Origin of the sequence: Niallia oryzisoli, assembly GCF_043641075.1 — a bacterium.
Classification (GTDB): domain Bacteria; phylum Bacillota; class Bacilli; order Bacillales; family Cytobacillaceae; genus Bacillus_BD; species Bacillus_BD oryzisoli_A.
Map to the genome: position 1 here is coordinate 498,697 of NZ_JBHZRC010000002.1, position 16,464 is coordinate 515,160.

Genomic DNA, 16,464 nt, shown 5'->3' on the forward strand with positions numbered 1-16,464 from the left:
TTAAATCCATAACGCTCAAAGTATTGTACGTTCTCTTCCGTTTCTGCCCATAAGCAGATAGGAGAATTGATTTTTTTTGATACATCCATTACCTTCTGCATAATCTTAAACCCTTCGCCTTTTTGCATCGAATGAAGATTTAGGATTTCTAGAATAAGATCATGACCCTCAAACAATGGCTTTAAATTCTCATTAGGTCGATTAAATCCTATCACTAAGGCAGCCTTTAAATTTTGCTTTAATAAAATTAATCCATTCCCCTTTGGAAGCAAGGCTAAATAAAAGTTGAACTCTGTTTGTTTGTCAACCCATTTCAAATATTGCTTTGCTTTTTCATCTGCCTTTTTATCTTTCTCCAAGGCTGAAATTTCAGCTAATAGAGTTTGCTTGGATTGAGGATGCATGCGCTTAATATTTTCAGTAAAAAGCTCATTCTGCAAATTTTCTATTTCTGATGTGTTCATGTTTCTTTCTCCTTTTTTAGGCTTTCAACTTAATAAGCATATCCTCAATTTCTCGCTTTTTCTACTCTTATGTTTGTTTTGGGGAGCCGGATGGACGGGCTCACCAAAGATAATGAAAATAGGCGGAGATTTTTCTATTATACTGCATAGTATAACTCGGATTGGAGTATGTAAGCGGAGGTTTTCCGATTAAGCAAAGTAAAATGACCCATTTTACTTTTTTCGAGTCAATAGTCGGAATCCTTCCGTCTATTTCAGCTATTTTTCAGTGCTATTTCCTAATTTAGAGAAATTTCTCCGCTTATCTGATGTTACGATGATCCATAAAAAACCCAGTGGGCCTGTCCCCTTAGTACTTTAAAATAAACTCAATTGAATATAATTTGTATCTTTAAAATTACTTAAACGAACACCAAACAAAATTAACGGATCCTCGCTTAGGTGATCATCATAAAGCTTCTCTACAATGGTATATAGTAAATCTGGATCGTGTGTAGCCTCTTCAACAGTAATGCTTTTAGAATGACTACCTTCTCCTCTGTTTGTTTTATATACGATTGCAATGGTACCTGCTCTTAACCTTTTATGTTTTAGTCTAGCACATAATGACTCAATCATATTTTTTGCCAGGCTCATCAAAAATTCAGGATCCGAAGTTGGTTGTGAAAATGTTCTTTCTTTTCCAATGGTCTTATCTCCCTTTTCTCGTTCTGCATGAACCTGATCCGATCCTTGCCCTAATGCTGCCTTTTGGAGCCACTCTCCCCTTTTTCCAAGAATTAGTTTTAATTGGAGAGGATCAGCCTTTGCAAGATCTCCTATAGTAAATAGATTGTATTTATTTAATTTCTCTTCCGTTTTTAAGCCACAACCATGTAATTTGCTTAACTTCTGTGGATGAAAATAGGAACAAAACTGCAATTGTCCTAAATGGACATAACCAAAAGGCTTTTTAATATCGGCTGCCATTTTGGCTACCGTTTTGGTATTACTGCAGCCAATACTACAGCCGAGTCTTAATTTAGTCCATAGAGTCCTTTGAATGTACATCGCTATTGCTCTTGGTGATGTGCCTTTTTCTACTCTCTCGGTTATATCTACATACGCTTCGTCAATGCTAGCTGTTTCCGTTGGCCCAATTAAACGTAAAAATTCCATTATTTTTTTTGAATAACTACTATATAAAGGATGATTACGCTCAACAATGATAGCCTCTGGACACTTTTTCAGGGCCTCGTACACCGTCATGGTCGTATAAACACCCTTGTCTTTAGCTTCATAACTAGCTGCAATGACCATTCCCTTTGTTCTATTGTTAGGAATCCCTCCAACTATGATAGGTTTCCCAAGTAATGATGGATCCTCAGCTTGATGAACACTCGCAAAAAAAGAGTTCATATCTACAAGGAGAATAGTTTTTCTAGACATAAAGGAACTCCTTTGAATGAATAAAACCTTAACACTGTCACAAATCAAAAAATACCAAAATAAAATCCACCCAAATCCCTGTGGTAGACTTCGGGTGGATCACCTATATCCCACAATGGCCAATGCGTCACTGCTACATACATTATAACCAAAAAAGGTGTTATATTTCTCCTACTTAGTTTCACCATGATCTTTTATCATATAAATTTTCCCTAAATCTCAGATGTTGAGGAAATGTTGCAGGGGTGTCTAATGGGTGAAATGTTTTGAGGAAGAACTCAATAATAGGTTCTTCGTCAATGGTTTTGGCGTTGTTAACGATAACTTCCTTAAAAATGATTGCCTTATACTAAAAGATATCGAATAAACGCTTTAAATTATATAGAATAATTAGTCAATACTTAAAACAATTTTACCATTTCCAATACCTTTTGCTAGCTCTTCAAAGCCCTGCGACGCTTTCTGTAATGACAAAGTTGTACCAATAATCGGACGAAGCGCACCGCTTGTTAGCATATCAATGACACCGTGAATGCTTTCTTCATATTCATCTTGCCGTGCGTTCCAAAGGGCTGTTCCTAAAATATCACATTCCTTTTGCATGGCAAGTCGTGGATTTATTTCTATTGAACCGCGATTTCCAATAATTACAATTTTACCAAATGATGAAATCAGCTTTAAATCTGTTTCTAAATTAACATTTGCTAAAAACTCAATAATTACATCAGGTCCATGGCCATCTGTTAAGGCTAGCACATCTTTAATCGTGGCTTCTTTCACATGATCAATGACAACATCTGCGCCCGCTTGCTCAACCATTTTTTTACCCTCTGGCTTACTTGCTGTTCCAATCACTTTAGCACCGTGGGCTTTTGCCATTTGTACAGCCTGTAATCCAACCCCACCACTAGCGCCATGAACAAGAACGATTTGACCGGGCTTCAAGTTTGCACGTTGGAATAATGCACGATAGGCAGTCAATGCCGGTATTCCTAATGCCGCACCTTGTTCAAAAGATACATGGTCTGGCAATGGATAAACGTTCGTTTTATCACATACTACTTTTTGAGCAAATGTGCCCGTACTATAACTCCCATTTAAGGTCGCAATAAATACTCGATCACCAACACGTACATTTGAGACTTCCTCTCCAATCGCTTCCACTATCCCTGCACCGTCTACCCCTGGAGTATAAGGTAACTGAGGGATAGTCGCATATGTACCTGTTAATGTATAGGCATCAGCCGGATTAACACCCGCTGCGTATAAACGAACACATACCTCTCCCTTTCCTGCAACAACATCCTCAACCTCTGTATATACTAATTTTTCAGGTCCACCAAACTCTGTAACTTGAATTGCTTTCATTTTATCTCCCCTAAAAAATGCATTATTAGTAGAATTATACCATTGCTAATTTGTAAAATATCAAATTTTATATAAATTTCCACCATATCTATTTATCCGGTCTAGTACAAAAACAAAACTCTCTCCCAAACGAATTAGGAGAGAGTTCGCTTGATTCTTTCTTAACTACAGAAGTTACGCGAATTCATAAAAAAATCCAGTGAACCCGTCCCCCTGGTCGTTACCCAAATATTTCTGCCACGAGCCGGTGGGAGTAGAGTCGGGCGTGGTGGTCATAGACCATTGTGCTCACCATTATCTCATCGGCTTTTGTCTCATCTAAAAAGGCTTTCAGCTTATTCTTTACGTTTGTCGGATTTCCGATGATTGTTGAGCCTAATTGTTTGTCTAAAATCGCTTTTTCATACGGGCTCATCATCTCATCCAAATTCTTTACTGGCGGTTGTAATTGTGATGGTGTGTTTCTTATCATGTTTAAAAAGGTCTGTTTGATGGAAGTGGCAAGAAATTCAGCTTCCTCATCCGTATCCGCCGCGATGACGTTGACTGCCACCATTGCATAAGGCTCCTTATAATCCTCAGATGGTTGGAAGTTCTCGTAATACAATTTCAGGGCTGGCAGTGTGTTTTCAGGTGAAAAATGACTGGCGAAAGCAAACGGCATCCCGAGCTGTGCCGATAATCGGGCACTGAACCCACTTGAACCTAACAGCCAAATCGGGATCTTTGCTCCTTCACCAGGAATTGCTCGTATCGCTCCCGAACCTTGGAAATAGGCATGCAGCTGTTCTAATTGTTGTGGGAAATCATCGCCATTGGCGTAGTTTGCTCCACGAAGGGCTTGGGCTGTTCGTTGATCCGTTCCCGGTGCACGCCCTAAGCCTAAATCAATTCGGCCTGGAAACATCGCTTCGAGAGTTCCGAATTGCTCCGCGATAACCAATGGTGAATGGTTTGGAAGCATGATTCCACCGGATCCTACACGGATCGTTGAAGTATGTGCCGCTACATGGCCGATTACTAAGGATGTCGCCGAGCTTGCAATGCCTGGCATATTATGGTGCTCCGCTAACCAGTATCGTTTATAGCCTAATTTTTCCGTTAACTGAGCTAACTCTATCGAATGCTGGAAGGATTGGCTAGGCGTGCCTCCTTGCACGACGGGTGCAAGGTCAAGGACGGAAAAGGATATGTCGTTGATGGATTTTGTCGGTCTAGTAATTGGCATGAAATATCCACTTCTTTCTTTTTCGTTTAATTGTTTGGTAGGTTTCGTAGTTATTCGACCCACATATGTAATATGTTTTTATCCTAACAGGAAAAATAAATGATTTAAATTAATGTGCCTTCGCACACTCCTTTTTAGATCACATATGCAGATTTAGACTAATGTATCGGAAGGATTGTTTTACATTCAGAAGCCTCCCCCTATCCTCTGCCACACTAATAGCTTTTCAATTAGTTGCGAAAAAATCCCGCAATCGGTATCATTTTGACTAAGATCAGCATACATAACTATTTTTTACAAAGAAAGGAAAAAATTATGACAAAATTACCTCCATGACAATTCGAAACAGAGAAATGGCCTGTTTTACATCAAGGGGACGTGTATGAGTTTAACGAAGAAACATGGAAATTTAAACTGTTTGGCGAAGTAGAAGAAGAGAAAACCTTCACTTACTCCGAAGTGATGGATTTACCCAAGACAATTTCTACGATTGACATGCACTGTGTGACAACATGGTCCAAATTTGGAATGGCGTTTGAAGGCATTACGCTGCGGGAGTTCGTCAACCTAGTAAAGCTTCGGCCGGATGTCCAATATGTGAAGATATTCGGCTACTATAATGGAGACCCGTTTGGTTACTCAGCAAATTTACCATTGAAGGATTTAATGGGAGATGATGCGTTGTTCGTGTATCGCTATAAGGATGTCAATCAGGAGCAATGGTCGGAGATCACACCAAAGCATGGCTATCCATTACGATTTATCCCCCCTGCCTCCTTTTATCTATGGAAGGGTTCGAAATGGGCTACTGGCATTCAATTCATGAAGGACGATGAAGCGGGATTTTGGGAGGAGCTGGGCTATTCTATGACGGCAAATCCATTTAAGGAAGAGCGGTATCGATAAAGAACATTGCTTTATATGAAGTTTTACTTTTTTGAAAAAAGAAATCCTTTTCAACTAACACTAGTACTGTCAAAGTGAGGTACATTCAAATTGAATCGAAAAATTATCCATTTATCTATTGGAAAACCAAAGGAATACCATTGGAATAACAAGAAGGAATTTTCTGCCATAGGAAAATCGGCTGTACCATCCTTTAAGGTGGAAAAATCTATCATTGCTGGGGATGATGTGGCCAATCACCAATTTCACGGGGGACCAGACCGTGTAGTCTGCTTGTATCCATACGAGCATTACTCCTATTGGGAAGAGGTCTTTCAAAAGAAGTTTACTCTACCGGCTTTTGGTGAAAATATTACGGCAACAGGGATGACGGAGGAACAGGTTTGTATTGGTGACATTTATAAAATAGGAGATACGATTCTTCAGATCACACAAGGAAGGGTACCTTGTGTAACAATCTCTGATTATAACGAGGAAAAACAGCTGCTACAGAAAGTGTTTGAAACGTCTCTAACGGGCTACTTTTTTCGAGTATTGGAAGAGGGAGAAATTAGGGTCGATTCGGAAATCACGCTTTTGGAAAAGCACGCAAAGGAAATAACCGTTTCCTTTGCTACACACATTCTTTTTCATCAAAAAGAAGAGAAAGCATCGATTGAAAAAATATTGACCGTTGATGCCCTTGCCGAGGACTGGCGGAATAGATTCTTAAAATTGTTATGAGTTTGCGAAGTCTCTGGATCACACTAAAGCCTAGCCTAAAAAGCTAGGTTTTTTTGTATAGCGTATTGGACTGCTGCACACTTCTTTAAAAGAAGAGTTTGCCATAGTACCTGGTCCCCCTCTAATCGGGAAAAATAAATGACAATGGATATAGTCAGTCAAAAAGGGAAACGATACAGAAAAAGCCTCTGCTACAGTAAACCTCCAGATTAAGAGATGTAAAGGTGGAAGATTATGAAGTGGATTATCAAGTCAAAGCATGTAAATGATGAAGATCATATTATTGGAATAGAAGTTGAGGACGAAGAGGGAATATTTGATGCCAATATAAGATGGGACGGCTACATGGAGATACATATCCAATCCAAAACCGAAGAAAATAATGAATGGAAGGATACCATACATACCTATGACATCGATGCACTCATCACGAAGCTAAATGGGCTCAAACAGGTTGGTTTAGACCATTTTGACACTTGGAACGAAGAAAATTAGTTATAAAGCTCTTGGATTTTCAGTAAGGGAATTCTAGAAAATTGATGATATACACACAGGCTCCTTCTTCTGATTTGCATAGTATAGGAGAAATTACTGTCCAATACCATGAAGAAAAAGTAGAATGGAGTTTGATTGCTATGTATACAATTACCACTGGAATGTATGGCACAACGTATCATGGATTTCCACATCCAATGTATGGTGCATGGGGTCAAATGTACCATGGCCCACACCCACACCATTATCATGTTGGAGGAACTCAGTACAATATCCAAACCCACCACCACCAGTTACCTGGAACCTTTCCATATGCAGGGCCATTTGTTCCGTTTAGATGAATGGGTGTCAGGCACCACAAAAAGACAAAAGCATGCTTTTGTCTTTTTGTGGTGCCTGACACTCTAATTGGCTCTAAGCTGTTTTGCTGCTTGTGCGAGCGTTTGTAATTTTTCGAAGGCTAGTTGATCACTATTCATTGGGCGTTGAGCAAATGTTCCGAAGCCACAATCGGGATTTAGAAAGATTTTTTCATCCGGGACAAATTTTCTCAATTCTTCCACTCTAGCGATAATTTCATCCACACTTTCAAGGGTTTCTGTTCTTGGATTGACGGCACCAAAGCCGATTTCCTTCCCGCCGATATCAGATATGGCCTCAATTTCACCTGCGCGTGGTGTGGCAAATTCTAATGCCAGCTGATCAACATTTGCATCTTTTAAATACGGTACTAATGGAAAATAAGGTCCGCGAAGCAGAATCTCATCCTGCGTGCTCCAGTTACCGCGGCAAATATGAACCCCGATTCTCGTTCCCCTGCCCCGCATTCCCTCTGTCACTTGATTGATTAACTCAAGGGCAAAGGCAAGCTCCTCATGCGCATCCGCTTTGGCTGTCAGTGCACCGCACATAAAGGTACGGTTTGCATTTTTTTGGGTGAACACCACTTCCGTTAAGACAGGCTCATCGAATTGAACAAATTCTGCCCCAGCGGCAATCAAATCCTCCAATTCTTCCCGTAGCACACGGATAATATCAGCTGATAAATCCTCCTTCGTTGGGTACGCATTGATTGAAAGTCCTTCCACCCACATGGACCTTGTTAAGAGATAGGGCCCCGGTAAGGTCACCTTCACCGGTTTGTTCGTATGCTTTTTTAAAAATAAGAAATCATTCAGCGCCAGTGGTTCCCTACGGCTGATTTTTCCGATGGCTGCTGGATTTGACATGGAATAGGCAGGAACATCAAGCGTTCCGAGAATTTCCTCGAAGCTGGATTTATCCTCCACATATTCTAGCAGCTCCGACACACTTAGCATCCGAACATTTTCCAGGTGATCAGCTACAAATGAAATATAATTATCACGGCGCTGTTCTCCGTCAGAAACGATATCCATACCAGCCTCTTCCTGCCATTTCAAACACTGCAGCACCGCTTGATCTGCAATGCTATTAAATTCTTCCTTACTGATCCGTCCGGCGCGCTTTTCACGCATCGCTTTTTGAACCTCTTTTGACCGCGGCCAGCTGCCAATGACGGTTGTTGGAAATTGGGGTAATGTCATAGTTATAATAACCTCCCTATCAATAGACAATGGAAAACTGTATCTTTATTTCGATTGATTGTTTTAGAGTTTGATAGATTGGAGAACGTTTTAGCGTTTGCTCCCACAGCGTCTGTAGTTCTTCCTCGTCTTCAGGAGATGAGACATAAAAGGCTCCGCTAATGCTTTCAATCCTTGGACTGCCCTCATTCTCTAATTCAAGATGGAACAGAACATTCTCAAGTCCTGCTTTTAACGATACTTCCACATGATCAAGCTCAATATTTTTTCTTGATGCCTGCGCCTTAAAGCCAACAGTCAAGCATGAGGCAAGGGATCCAAGCAGGTAGTCAATCGCGCTTGGTGCCTCAACCTTCGGACTAAAGTCAGCGGGCTGTCCGGCTGCGAACGTATGGTTTCGGGAGTGGACTTTGGCTGTTAACCCGTTGCCCCCCTGCACCCGAACATTCCATTTGTACCCTTTTGCTGCCTCCAATTCATTCGCAAGCTCTTCCTGGCTTGAGCCTTTGCGAATGAAATACAAGGTGGTGTGATCTCCTGGCTCTGAGCCAAGAAATTCATGATTCACCATTCTGCACCATGCCGGCAGGTCCTCTGCAACCGTTCGTTCACGGCTTCGGACTTCAAGGATTTGGCCGCCTTCTAAAGGATCCATCGCTTTTTTGATGATTAAAAGTAAGCCTGAACCGCAATCCAAATCCCCGCCGTCACAAACCGCATTCGGATTTATCATCATATCACCTTCACTTAGTATGTAATAGAAGCAGCACCCTGGCTTAGGAATTCAACCACCTTTGCTCCGCCAACAATCACAGCACCGTCTACAAGATTTTCTTCATCTAACTGGCGTTTTTTATAGCATGGGCTGCATACCCAAATCGTACCACCGGCCTCAACAAATAGCTCCATCAGCTGTTTTAATGGGGCAAAGCCTTCCTCATGCATATCATCTGCATACCCCTTAGACCCTAAGTAAGCGCCTTCAACATTTAAAAAGACAACCGTTTCTTGTCCAGATGCGACTGCCGCATTGGCCACTACAAACCCAACTGTTGCTTTATCCTGATCGTTTTTTGCATTTGTAATACTTACTAAAAATTTACCTGCCATGTTACATAGCCTCCTCAATTTGTTGGTTTAAACTTTTCTAATATAGTAATGACTTGTGTTGCCGTCATCCACTCGTTTCAATAAAATATGGTTTTGCAGCCGGCACCATGCAGGGATATCCTCGCGTGCACCCGGATCATACGATATGACTTCAATCATGTCACCCTTGCTCATCTTTCTCATTGTCAAAAATAAATTCATAATCAATTCGCCACACCCGGTAGGCCCCGCATCATACGTTAACTGAGGAACAAGCTCCTCATTCATCAGCATCATTCCCTTCACCAATCCTAACATGCAACATCCAATATTTGTAACACTCTCATTATACTAGACCATATATCAAAATAGTATTTATTTTATCTGTTTTATAAATGAAAATCTATCGATAAAATAGATATATTCTTTTGGAAGGCATAAATAAGGCACCATCCAGAAAATGGATGGTGCCTGGCACCTTGAATGTTTGATGTTCTCCGCACATGGACAAAAAACACCACTTTGTCTTTTTGTGGTGCCTGACACCATGTCTAGTCACGGTCAAATGCTTGTGGGGGTGCTTCTAGCCAGCCTTTTTCAATTAAGATATTGGCACTGTCGTCGACAAATAAACCAATGTTTATCAGCGTTCTTCCATAAAGTAAGGCTAAATCCCTTCTTGGGCTTACGGCCAGTGAGTTGCCAAAAGACCTAATCTTTATGGAGAACATGTCTGCTTTGTGAAAAAGCATGATTTTGTCGGAAAAGGGAGGATATTTAGATGTTGTCACTAAATGATCCAGATAGGACGGGGACTGCAGGTGTTCTAAGTGTAGCTTTTCCTTATACTGCTTAACCGCTTTATCCGTCATGTCTAACCCTCTTTTAAACAACGCCTTAATCTTTTCATCTTGAACCGTCTGACAAAAACCCAATAATAGGGCCTTACTCGTTACATTATTCTCAATGTTATCAAAAAGATGAATAATTTCCATTGCATTTAATTGTCGGACATCTCCCACAAACCCCTTTAAGTAGCTTTGTTTATGGACAAACCCTACTCCCTCAGGATAAGGAATAGTTGGTAGTTTCGGAATAAACTTTTTTTCGATTAACACATTATTAATTTGTCCTATAAAGGCTGTTGTGGACTCATTAACATAGATAAAAAACTCTCGTATGTCCTCCCTCAATGTTAAGGGGATCGCTACTGAATAAAGGCTCATCCCTGCCTTTGCCGCATATTTTAGATAATGTGGATAAAATTCATCCTGGAATAAACGTGGGGCTCCAAGATTTACATCCTCCTCCGTAAAGCCAATGGGTATAGGAAATTTCTCTTTCTCAAAAAAGCCTTGGATCCTTTTAATAAAATCCTTCGATAAGGCTAAACCATTTTCCAATAGCGTCCGAATATGTTCATCCTCACAATGCTGGAGAAAATAAGTTAAAATTTGCGATGACATCTTATTTCCTAAGTAGGTGGCCCAAAGCTTTCCAATTTCAGAGGCCGTAAAGGGTTGACCTTCATCTAACTCTTTCGCACTTAGATTGATTGGCTTCATCACATTCATTGGATTTAAATCCCTATCCGTGGTCATAACGAATCCTCTTTCCCTCGTTTTTGTTTAGGATTACCAATGGGAAGTCCTTTAATTCCAACTTAGTTCTTGATTGGAAAGCCGCTTCGAATTTGTCGACGAGATCTCTTTTTCTACATAAAAAAAGACCGACACAATCCACTTTAAAATCGTAAGGGTCTCTTACATCCTGCCTGATAGTCATTGCCCCGCAGAAAACGGATGATGCCTGGCACCCTAATGTTCTATCTGCTACTCCTTGGTACTGCACCGGGTATCTTTTCTAACCATTCCCGCTCTATAAGAAATCGAGTAATTTTTTCCGAGAACGCACCAGCTTTTGTGATTTGTGCAGAAAAGGATGCAACCTACTCATTGTTCATGATCGTACCAAGAGAAAAACCATATTGTGACAAGAGTGTACCGAATAATCCAGCTAAATGATTAACCATGATCCGGTCGGAAAATATTCTTACTTTGCTATCCGATACTTCGGCTGAATAACTGGGTGGAATGGGCAGTTCATCTTTCTTTAATAATTCTCCCAATGCACTATATTGTTTTTTCGCAATATCAGCCCCTTTTTGAAATAACTCGACAACCTCCTCAGAATCTGAGGTTTGAGCAAAGCCAATTGATAATGCTTCTATTATTAAAAGAGTATCTATAATTAAATAAAGATTGGCTATTTCCATACTATTTGCTGGACGGGTATCCCCAAACCACCCATTCAAATAACTGGATTTTTGGACTACTTCTGAAGTAGAGGGTGCGGATAATGATGGTGGTCGCCAATATACCCCTTTATTTAGAAGAAGATCCACGACATGTTCATATATGCTAACAGCAGAATGTAAACAATCTGCATGATATTCTCGAATATCTCCCCTAGTAGCTAGAGCCAATGATCTTGAGTGGAATTCTAGACCAAGCCGGGCCCCAAGATGAATGTAGAACAATAAGAATCGATCGGAAAACAAAGGTGGTTGGTTTTCTTTTATATCCTTTTCGGAAAAGCTACCTGGAATAGGATAACCTGCGTCACCGAGAAATTTTTTTCGTTTAGTTAAAATTTCAATATTTTTTTTTAACACAAATGAATATAAATTTTTAATATCCTCGTCTTTTGCTTGTTCACGAAAGGCTGTTAAATACCATTTAGACATTTGATTAATAGTATATCCGGTCCATAGAAAACCAAGTTCAGAAGCGCTAAGGGAAATTAACTCTCGGTTATTCATTATGAGGTTACTCCTTTTTTCATTTTTAAATAAGGCCGAAGTAAAAAACCGGCCACTTTTAATGGGTTAATTGTTTTCGTTTGGAATAGCTTTTCACCCCAATAACCTTGTAAGGATCGTATGATTCGGTCCAATCCGTCATTCGATAATTGCTCCATAGCTCTTCTTAATACGAGTGAATTTTCATAACTTTGGCGTAGTGGTTCCATTAATTCCTCATACTTTCCCAATCCGCACAAATCATAGGCAGCATATACCCCACTTAAAAGGGCAGCGTATTGACCAAAGCCCATGAAAGGCATCATGCTTCCAAAACAATTCCCCACGTAAAAGGTGTTTCCGATCCGGGCAGATCGACAGATTCCAATCGGATACCTTGTAACTTGAAACTGATCGGTTATCGGTAAATCCTGTTTCAATTGGTCACGGACCTTTGTATAAAACATATCCCATAAATCGTTAATAGATTGGTCTATTTCAGGAAGATCCGGAATAGCTATAGAAATCGTTGCTTCTTTTTCTGAAAAGGGAATAAGAAAACAATATCCATAAGGAGCTATATCGTAATTTAGCCAAGCGATTACAGTGTAACGATCAAAGGTTCCTTCCACCGTTGACCCTTTTATGGAGACAGTTAAATCCTCCCTGAAATTTCTCGTTTCTTTTGCATAATTTCCATCACCAGTGGCCATAACTACATGAGAATATTTACTTAGCAATTGTTCATATGTATGCTCGGAATGAAAATGAATCCGTGAATGTACTTGTCGTTTAAGCTGTGATTCGAAGGAATCCTGTTCCCTGCCCCGGATATTCGTAAATCCGAGCTGCCCCTCTATTATCACTTTTTCATTTTTTGAAAAAAGCTCCATTTTTTGGATGTTAGAAGTGGGTTTTAAGTAAATCCCAAAGTCTTCTGACAATGATGCAATACAATCGTGTACCGGTCTTGAAAAGATAGATAGCAGAACCTCTCCGTTAACAAATCGATCACCCACTTTTCCTCGTTTTTCAAATATCGTCGGGGTTATTCCGTTTTTTTCAAGTGTAATCGCGCATGCCAGACCAGACAGTCCGGCACCCATTATCGCAATATCCATATCCCTTGTTAAGCCTCTTTTCCTAAATACTGTTACAAAAGGAGTATTCTCTTGGATGAAACAATGTATGTAACCATTTATTCCAAGTAAAAAGGACTTTAGTTAAAGGGCCGGAAGGACAGGCACCTATACCAAAATAGTTGCAAGAGGCTTATGGATTTGAAAGATATAATATTTTCTGTTTTTTTAAAAATGTGGAATTTGCCAAAAATACACCAACTAAAATGAACAACGCACCCGCATATTCCTGCGGCATGATAATTTGCTGTGTTTTTTTTCTTAGGTAGGTAACCAGAGATAAGTAAAATAAACGGATATTTTTCGGTTAGTATGTATATTAGAGCTCTGTTCGCGGTAAATAAGCGGAGGTTTTCCGATTAAGCAAAGCAAAATGACTCATTTTACGTTTTTCGAGTCAATAGTCGGAATCCTTCCGTCTATTTAAGCTATTTTCAGAGTTATTTGCTAATTAGGAGAAATTTCTCCGCTTATCTATCAAACTCGCCTTAGCGACTAATGAACTGGTACAACTTCTCCTTTAAAACATATTAAAGACAAAAGCTTGGAAAATGTTCCAAGCTTTTTTGATAGTTTATGAGATTCGTGCCCCATTCTTAACTGGCTCATTGGATTTTAGTTTTTTGGGGAACCATAATAAGATTCCAATTCCTAGGATTAAGAGGAGGATCCCAAACCACGAAGTGATTGTTAAGGTTTCGTTTAATAGAAAAACACCTAGTAACGCAGCGGTTAGTGGTTCTGCTAACGAAAGCGTAACTGCCGTCGAGGACGACACATGGACAAGTCCTTTGGAAAAAAGGAGATAGGCTATTCCCGTTGCCATAATGCCAAGTTGTAGACTTACACCCATACCTCTAAAACTCATGATCCAGGACATATTATATATGAACAAAAATGGCGATAAATAAATCGCACTAAGGGTGAATACGACTGCTACGACTGATAATGGCGAATGGTTTTCAACCAAGGTCCTGCTGATAAATGTATAGCTAGCAAAGGACAAACCAGCCCCAAGCGCCATTATGATTCCTATTGGGTTTACCAATAAGGATTCTTTATTAACAAAGATGAATAGACAGCCTATAATTGATAGGAACGTCGAATTCCACCAAATTTTAGATGGACGATTCTTTACATACACCCATTCTATGAGGCCTGAGAAGATAGGCGCGCTCCCAATGGCCACGACTGTCCCAATGGCTACCCCTGTAACAGACACGGCTGAGAAAAATAATGGTTGATATAGAGCCATACAGAAGGAAGCCAAAAGCGTAGTCTTGATAGGCCAGCCTCGAAAGTTGAATTTGCCTATTACGAGTAATACCAATAATAAAAATAAGCCTCCCACCGCTAAACGGGTGGCCCCAATCGCAATCGGGTGTGCCGCTTCTGGCGCTAGTGCCTGCGTTGTTCCTGTGGTCCCCCAAAGTATTGCAGCAAGTAATACGAAAACAGGAGGTAATTTTCTTTTCATTTTTTCACCTCCATTAAAAAAAGAATATAAAACTAATGATAGAAAATTTGATTAACATTTTCTATACCAAGTTTAATATTCTTTTTACCCATTATGAAGAATTCTATATTTAAGTGGAGAGATTCCCGCAGAATTAACAAACCATCTAGTAAAGGAGGAGGAATTCTCAAAACGCAATTCTTCACTAATCTCCGATATGGACCAATCTGTTGAACGTAATAGATGTTTCGCCTCGTTAAAACGAAGTTCAGATAGATATGCTTTTGGACTTTTTCCCGTTTTTTTCTTAAACCATGATGAATAATACACGGGGTGGTAATTCTCTATTTTTGCTAACGTTTCTAATCGAATGGTTTCTTTATAATGTTTATGAATGTATTCTATAGACGGCGGCTTCGAGGTTTGAAGTTTGTTTGTCACATATCTCGTTAAATTTTCTAAAGAGGATAGGTTCTCATGACTTTGCTCCTCTTCCAATAATAGATAACGAATAGAAGTCCATTGTTTATCCAACCGGATATACATTTCATTTGTATCCTCTGGTAAAAATTGCATTGGAATATCTAAAATTAAAAATTCATTCCTATCCATCGAACGATAGTTATGTCCTAACCTGGGAGGAATATAAAAACAATAATCTGAGTTAAGATTGATTTCTTGCCACTTAGTTTGTATTTCCAATGAACCATCCAATGGAAAAAGAAATTGTCCAAACTCATGATCATGGAATGTAAACTCTCTCGTATAGGATCTTTTCTCACATTTAATATGGTAGATATTACTCCCCCCTAAATTACTTATTAATTCTAATATACTTTCATCTCGCAATTGTCTGTTTTCATTCCTGCCCTATTTTTTCTGCCGGCTTTAAAATCATCGTTCCTGTAAATCATGATCCTGTAATCGAACCATACACTTTACATCCTTATCATTATAATAATATTCAATACAATAGCCATCCCTATCGATATCAGGAGATGAAATCAGTTCACCAAAGGCTTTACCGATTCTCTGTTCATCTTCCATAAAATTCAATATGGTCATACATCTGTAATTTCCTTTTTTAATCATAAGTGTTTCATAATTGAACTGTTCCACTTTGTCCTTTTCTAGAACTTCTGCTGCTGCTTTGTAGACAATCACTCCATTTTCCGGGCGTGATATCCCAAAAAACCTTCTTTCTCCTACAGGAAACACAGCATGAAGCTTCTGATGTGCAGCCAGAACACCTTCCGGAAAAGACGTTGCCGTTATACAATAGACGACGATATCCTCCTCAAGAACGATTTTATCCATCCTTTGATCACAACCTTTACTCTTTTTTTGAAAAATATCCCTTTTTTTGTCCCAGCTTCTTTGGTAAAAAGCGAGCGAGAGCCCTTAACGATCAAATGTCATACTTGATAGCTTTTCAATCGTCGGCACATCTGCTGGGGCCCAGTCTAATAATTGTAACTCGCTTGGTGCCAGCCATTTCATTGCTGCATGCTCAGTTAATACAGGTTCACCCTCTATCAGCTTACAGATAAATGTCGTTAAATGGACAATGCCAAAATCATATTCGTGAACATTGTACTCAATCTGATCGCCAATTTCTATTTTACAATGCAATTCTTCCCATATTTCACGACGTAATGCTTCCTGTGGCGATTCCTCTTTCTCGATTTTCCCGCCAGGAAATTCCCATTTATTAGGAAGGGAGCGATCTGGACCCCTTTGTGCACATAGAATTTTCCCATTTTCTATGATGACTGCTCCTACAACATTGATTTCTTTTTTCAT

General features: G+C 39.7%; 18 protein-coding genes and 1 pseudogene. 4 read left to right on the forward strand and 15 right to left on the reverse strand.

Annotated elements, in window-relative coordinates:
- From ACHUFV_RS11905 to ACHUFV_RS11920, 4 genes and pseudogenes are all read right to left on the reverse strand, one after another.
- Nucleotides 1–464, reverse strand: a pseudogene (locus ACHUFV_RS11905) (hypothetical protein); the annotation flags it as partial.
- 357 nt (nucleotides 465–821) lie between these two features.
- Nucleotides 822–1,892 (reverse strand): Y-family DNA polymerase, encoded by a 1,071-nt coding sequence (locus ACHUFV_RS11910; RefSeq protein ID WP_394234312.1) that lies wholly within the window; start codon nucleotides 1,890–1,892, stop codon nucleotides 822–824.
- Between the two features lie 390 nt (nucleotides 1,893–2,282).
- A complete protein-coding gene (locus ACHUFV_RS11915; protein ID WP_394234314.1) occupies nucleotides 2,283–3,260 on the reverse strand; it encodes an NADPH:quinone reductase in 978 nt (325 codons plus the stop codon).
- Nucleotides 3,261–3,480: 220 nt separating this feature from the next.
- On the reverse strand, nucleotides 3,481–4,488 hold the full coding sequence (locus ACHUFV_RS11920) for an LLM class flavin-dependent oxidoreductase (protein WP_394234316.1): 1,008 nt from the start codon (nucleotides 4,486–4,488) through the stop codon (nucleotides 3,481–3,483).
- Nucleotides 4,489–4,866: 378 nt separating this feature from the next.
- Between ACHUFV_RS11920 and ACHUFV_RS11925 the strand changes: the two genes are divergently transcribed.
- The 4 genes from ACHUFV_RS11925 to ACHUFV_RS11940 all read left to right on the forward strand — a co-directional run bounded on the left by ACHUFV_RS11925 (nucleotide 4,867) and on the right by ACHUFV_RS11940 (nucleotide 6,953).
- Nucleotides 4,867–5,394, forward strand: coding sequence for a molybdopterin-dependent oxidoreductase (locus ACHUFV_RS11925; RefSeq protein WP_394234318.1), 528 nt, complete (start codon nucleotides 4,867–4,869; stop codon nucleotides 5,392–5,394).
- Nucleotides 5,395–5,484: 90 nt separating this feature from the next.
- Nucleotides 5,485–6,117, forward strand: a complete 633-nt coding sequence (locus tag ACHUFV_RS11930; RefSeq protein WP_394234320.1) for an MOSC domain-containing protein — start codon at nucleotides 5,485–5,487, stop codon at nucleotides 6,115–6,117.
- Nucleotides 6,118–6,351: 234 nt separating this feature from the next.
- Nucleotides 6,352–6,612 carry a hypothetical protein gene (locus ACHUFV_RS11935; protein ID WP_394234322.1) on the forward strand — a complete coding sequence of 87 codons (261 nt, stop codon included), beginning with the start codon at nucleotides 6,352–6,354 and terminating at the stop codon, nucleotides 6,610–6,612.
- Between the two features lie 41 nt (nucleotides 6,613–6,653).
- Nucleotides 6,654–6,953, forward strand: a complete 300-nt coding sequence (locus tag ACHUFV_RS11940) for a hypothetical protein (RefSeq protein ID WP_394234324.1) — start codon at nucleotides 6,654–6,656, stop codon at nucleotides 6,951–6,953.
- Between the two features lie 63 nt (nucleotides 6,954–7,016).
- On the opposite strand, the gene ACHUFV_RS11945 is transcribed toward ACHUFV_RS11940, so the two are convergent.
- From ACHUFV_RS11945 to ACHUFV_RS11995, 11 genes are all read right to left on the reverse strand, one after another.
- A complete protein-coding gene (locus tag ACHUFV_RS11945) occupies nucleotides 7,017–8,177 on the reverse strand; it encodes a vitamin-B12 independent methionine synthase (RefSeq protein WP_394234326.1) in 1,161 nt (386 codons plus the stop codon).
- 19 nt (nucleotides 8,178–8,196) lie between these two features.
- Nucleotides 8,197–8,910: a sulfurtransferase TusA family protein gene (locus ACHUFV_RS11950; RefSeq protein ID WP_394234328.1), complete on the reverse strand. Its 714-nt coding sequence runs from the start codon at nucleotides 8,908–8,910 to the stop codon at nucleotides 8,197–8,199.
- A 14-nt stretch (nucleotides 8,911–8,924) separates the two neighbouring features.
- A complete protein-coding gene (locus tag ACHUFV_RS11955) occupies nucleotides 8,925–9,287 on the reverse strand; it encodes a DsrE family protein (protein WP_394234330.1) in 363 nt (120 codons plus the stop codon).
- Nucleotides 9,288–9,314: 27 nt separating this feature from the next.
- Nucleotides 9,315–9,584 (reverse strand): sulfurtransferase TusA family protein, encoded by a 270-nt coding sequence (locus ACHUFV_RS11960; protein WP_394234332.1) that lies wholly within the window; start codon nucleotides 9,582–9,584, stop codon nucleotides 9,315–9,317.
- A gap of 233 nt (nucleotides 9,585–9,817) precedes the next feature.
- On the reverse strand, nucleotides 9,818–10,867 hold the full coding sequence (locus ACHUFV_RS11965) for a DUF3231 family protein (RefSeq protein ID WP_394234334.1): 1,050 nt from the start codon (nucleotides 10,865–10,867) through the stop codon (nucleotides 9,818–9,820).
- Between the two features lie 347 nt (nucleotides 10,868–11,214).
- Nucleotides 11,215–12,087 (reverse strand): DUF3231 family protein, encoded by an 873-nt coding sequence (locus ACHUFV_RS11970; RefSeq protein WP_394234336.1) that lies wholly within the window; start codon nucleotides 12,085–12,087, stop codon nucleotides 11,215–11,217.
- Nucleotides 12,087–13,187 carry an NAD(P)/FAD-dependent oxidoreductase gene (locus tag ACHUFV_RS11975; protein WP_394234337.1) on the reverse strand — a complete coding sequence of 367 codons (1,101 nt, stop codon included), beginning with the start codon at nucleotides 13,185–13,187 and terminating at the stop codon, nucleotides 12,087–12,089. Before ACHUFV_RS11975 ends, ACHUFV_RS11970 begins: the two co-directional genes overlap by 1 nt.
- A 592-nt stretch (nucleotides 13,188–13,779) precedes the next feature.
- A complete protein-coding gene (locus ACHUFV_RS11980; protein ID WP_394234339.1) occupies nucleotides 13,780–14,682 on the reverse strand; it encodes an EamA family transporter in 903 nt (300 codons plus the stop codon).
- A gap of 84 nt (nucleotides 14,683–14,766) precedes the next feature.
- Nucleotides 14,767–15,510, reverse strand: a complete 744-nt coding sequence (locus ACHUFV_RS11985) for an AraC family transcriptional regulator (protein ID WP_394234341.1) — start codon at nucleotides 15,508–15,510, stop codon at nucleotides 14,767–14,769.
- A gap of 45 nt (nucleotides 15,511–15,555) precedes the next feature.
- Nucleotides 15,556–15,978: a transcriptional regulator gene (locus ACHUFV_RS11990; RefSeq protein WP_394234343.1), complete on the reverse strand. Its 423-nt coding sequence runs from the start codon at nucleotides 15,976–15,978 to the stop codon at nucleotides 15,556–15,558.
- Between the two features lie 84 nt (nucleotides 15,979–16,062).
- The gene (locus tag ACHUFV_RS11995; protein WP_394234345.1) at nucleotides 16,063–16,464 is read right to left on the reverse strand and encodes a (deoxy)nucleoside triphosphate pyrophosphohydrolase; all 402 of its coding nucleotides are present in this window, start codon (nucleotides 16,462–16,464) and stop codon (nucleotides 16,063–16,065) included.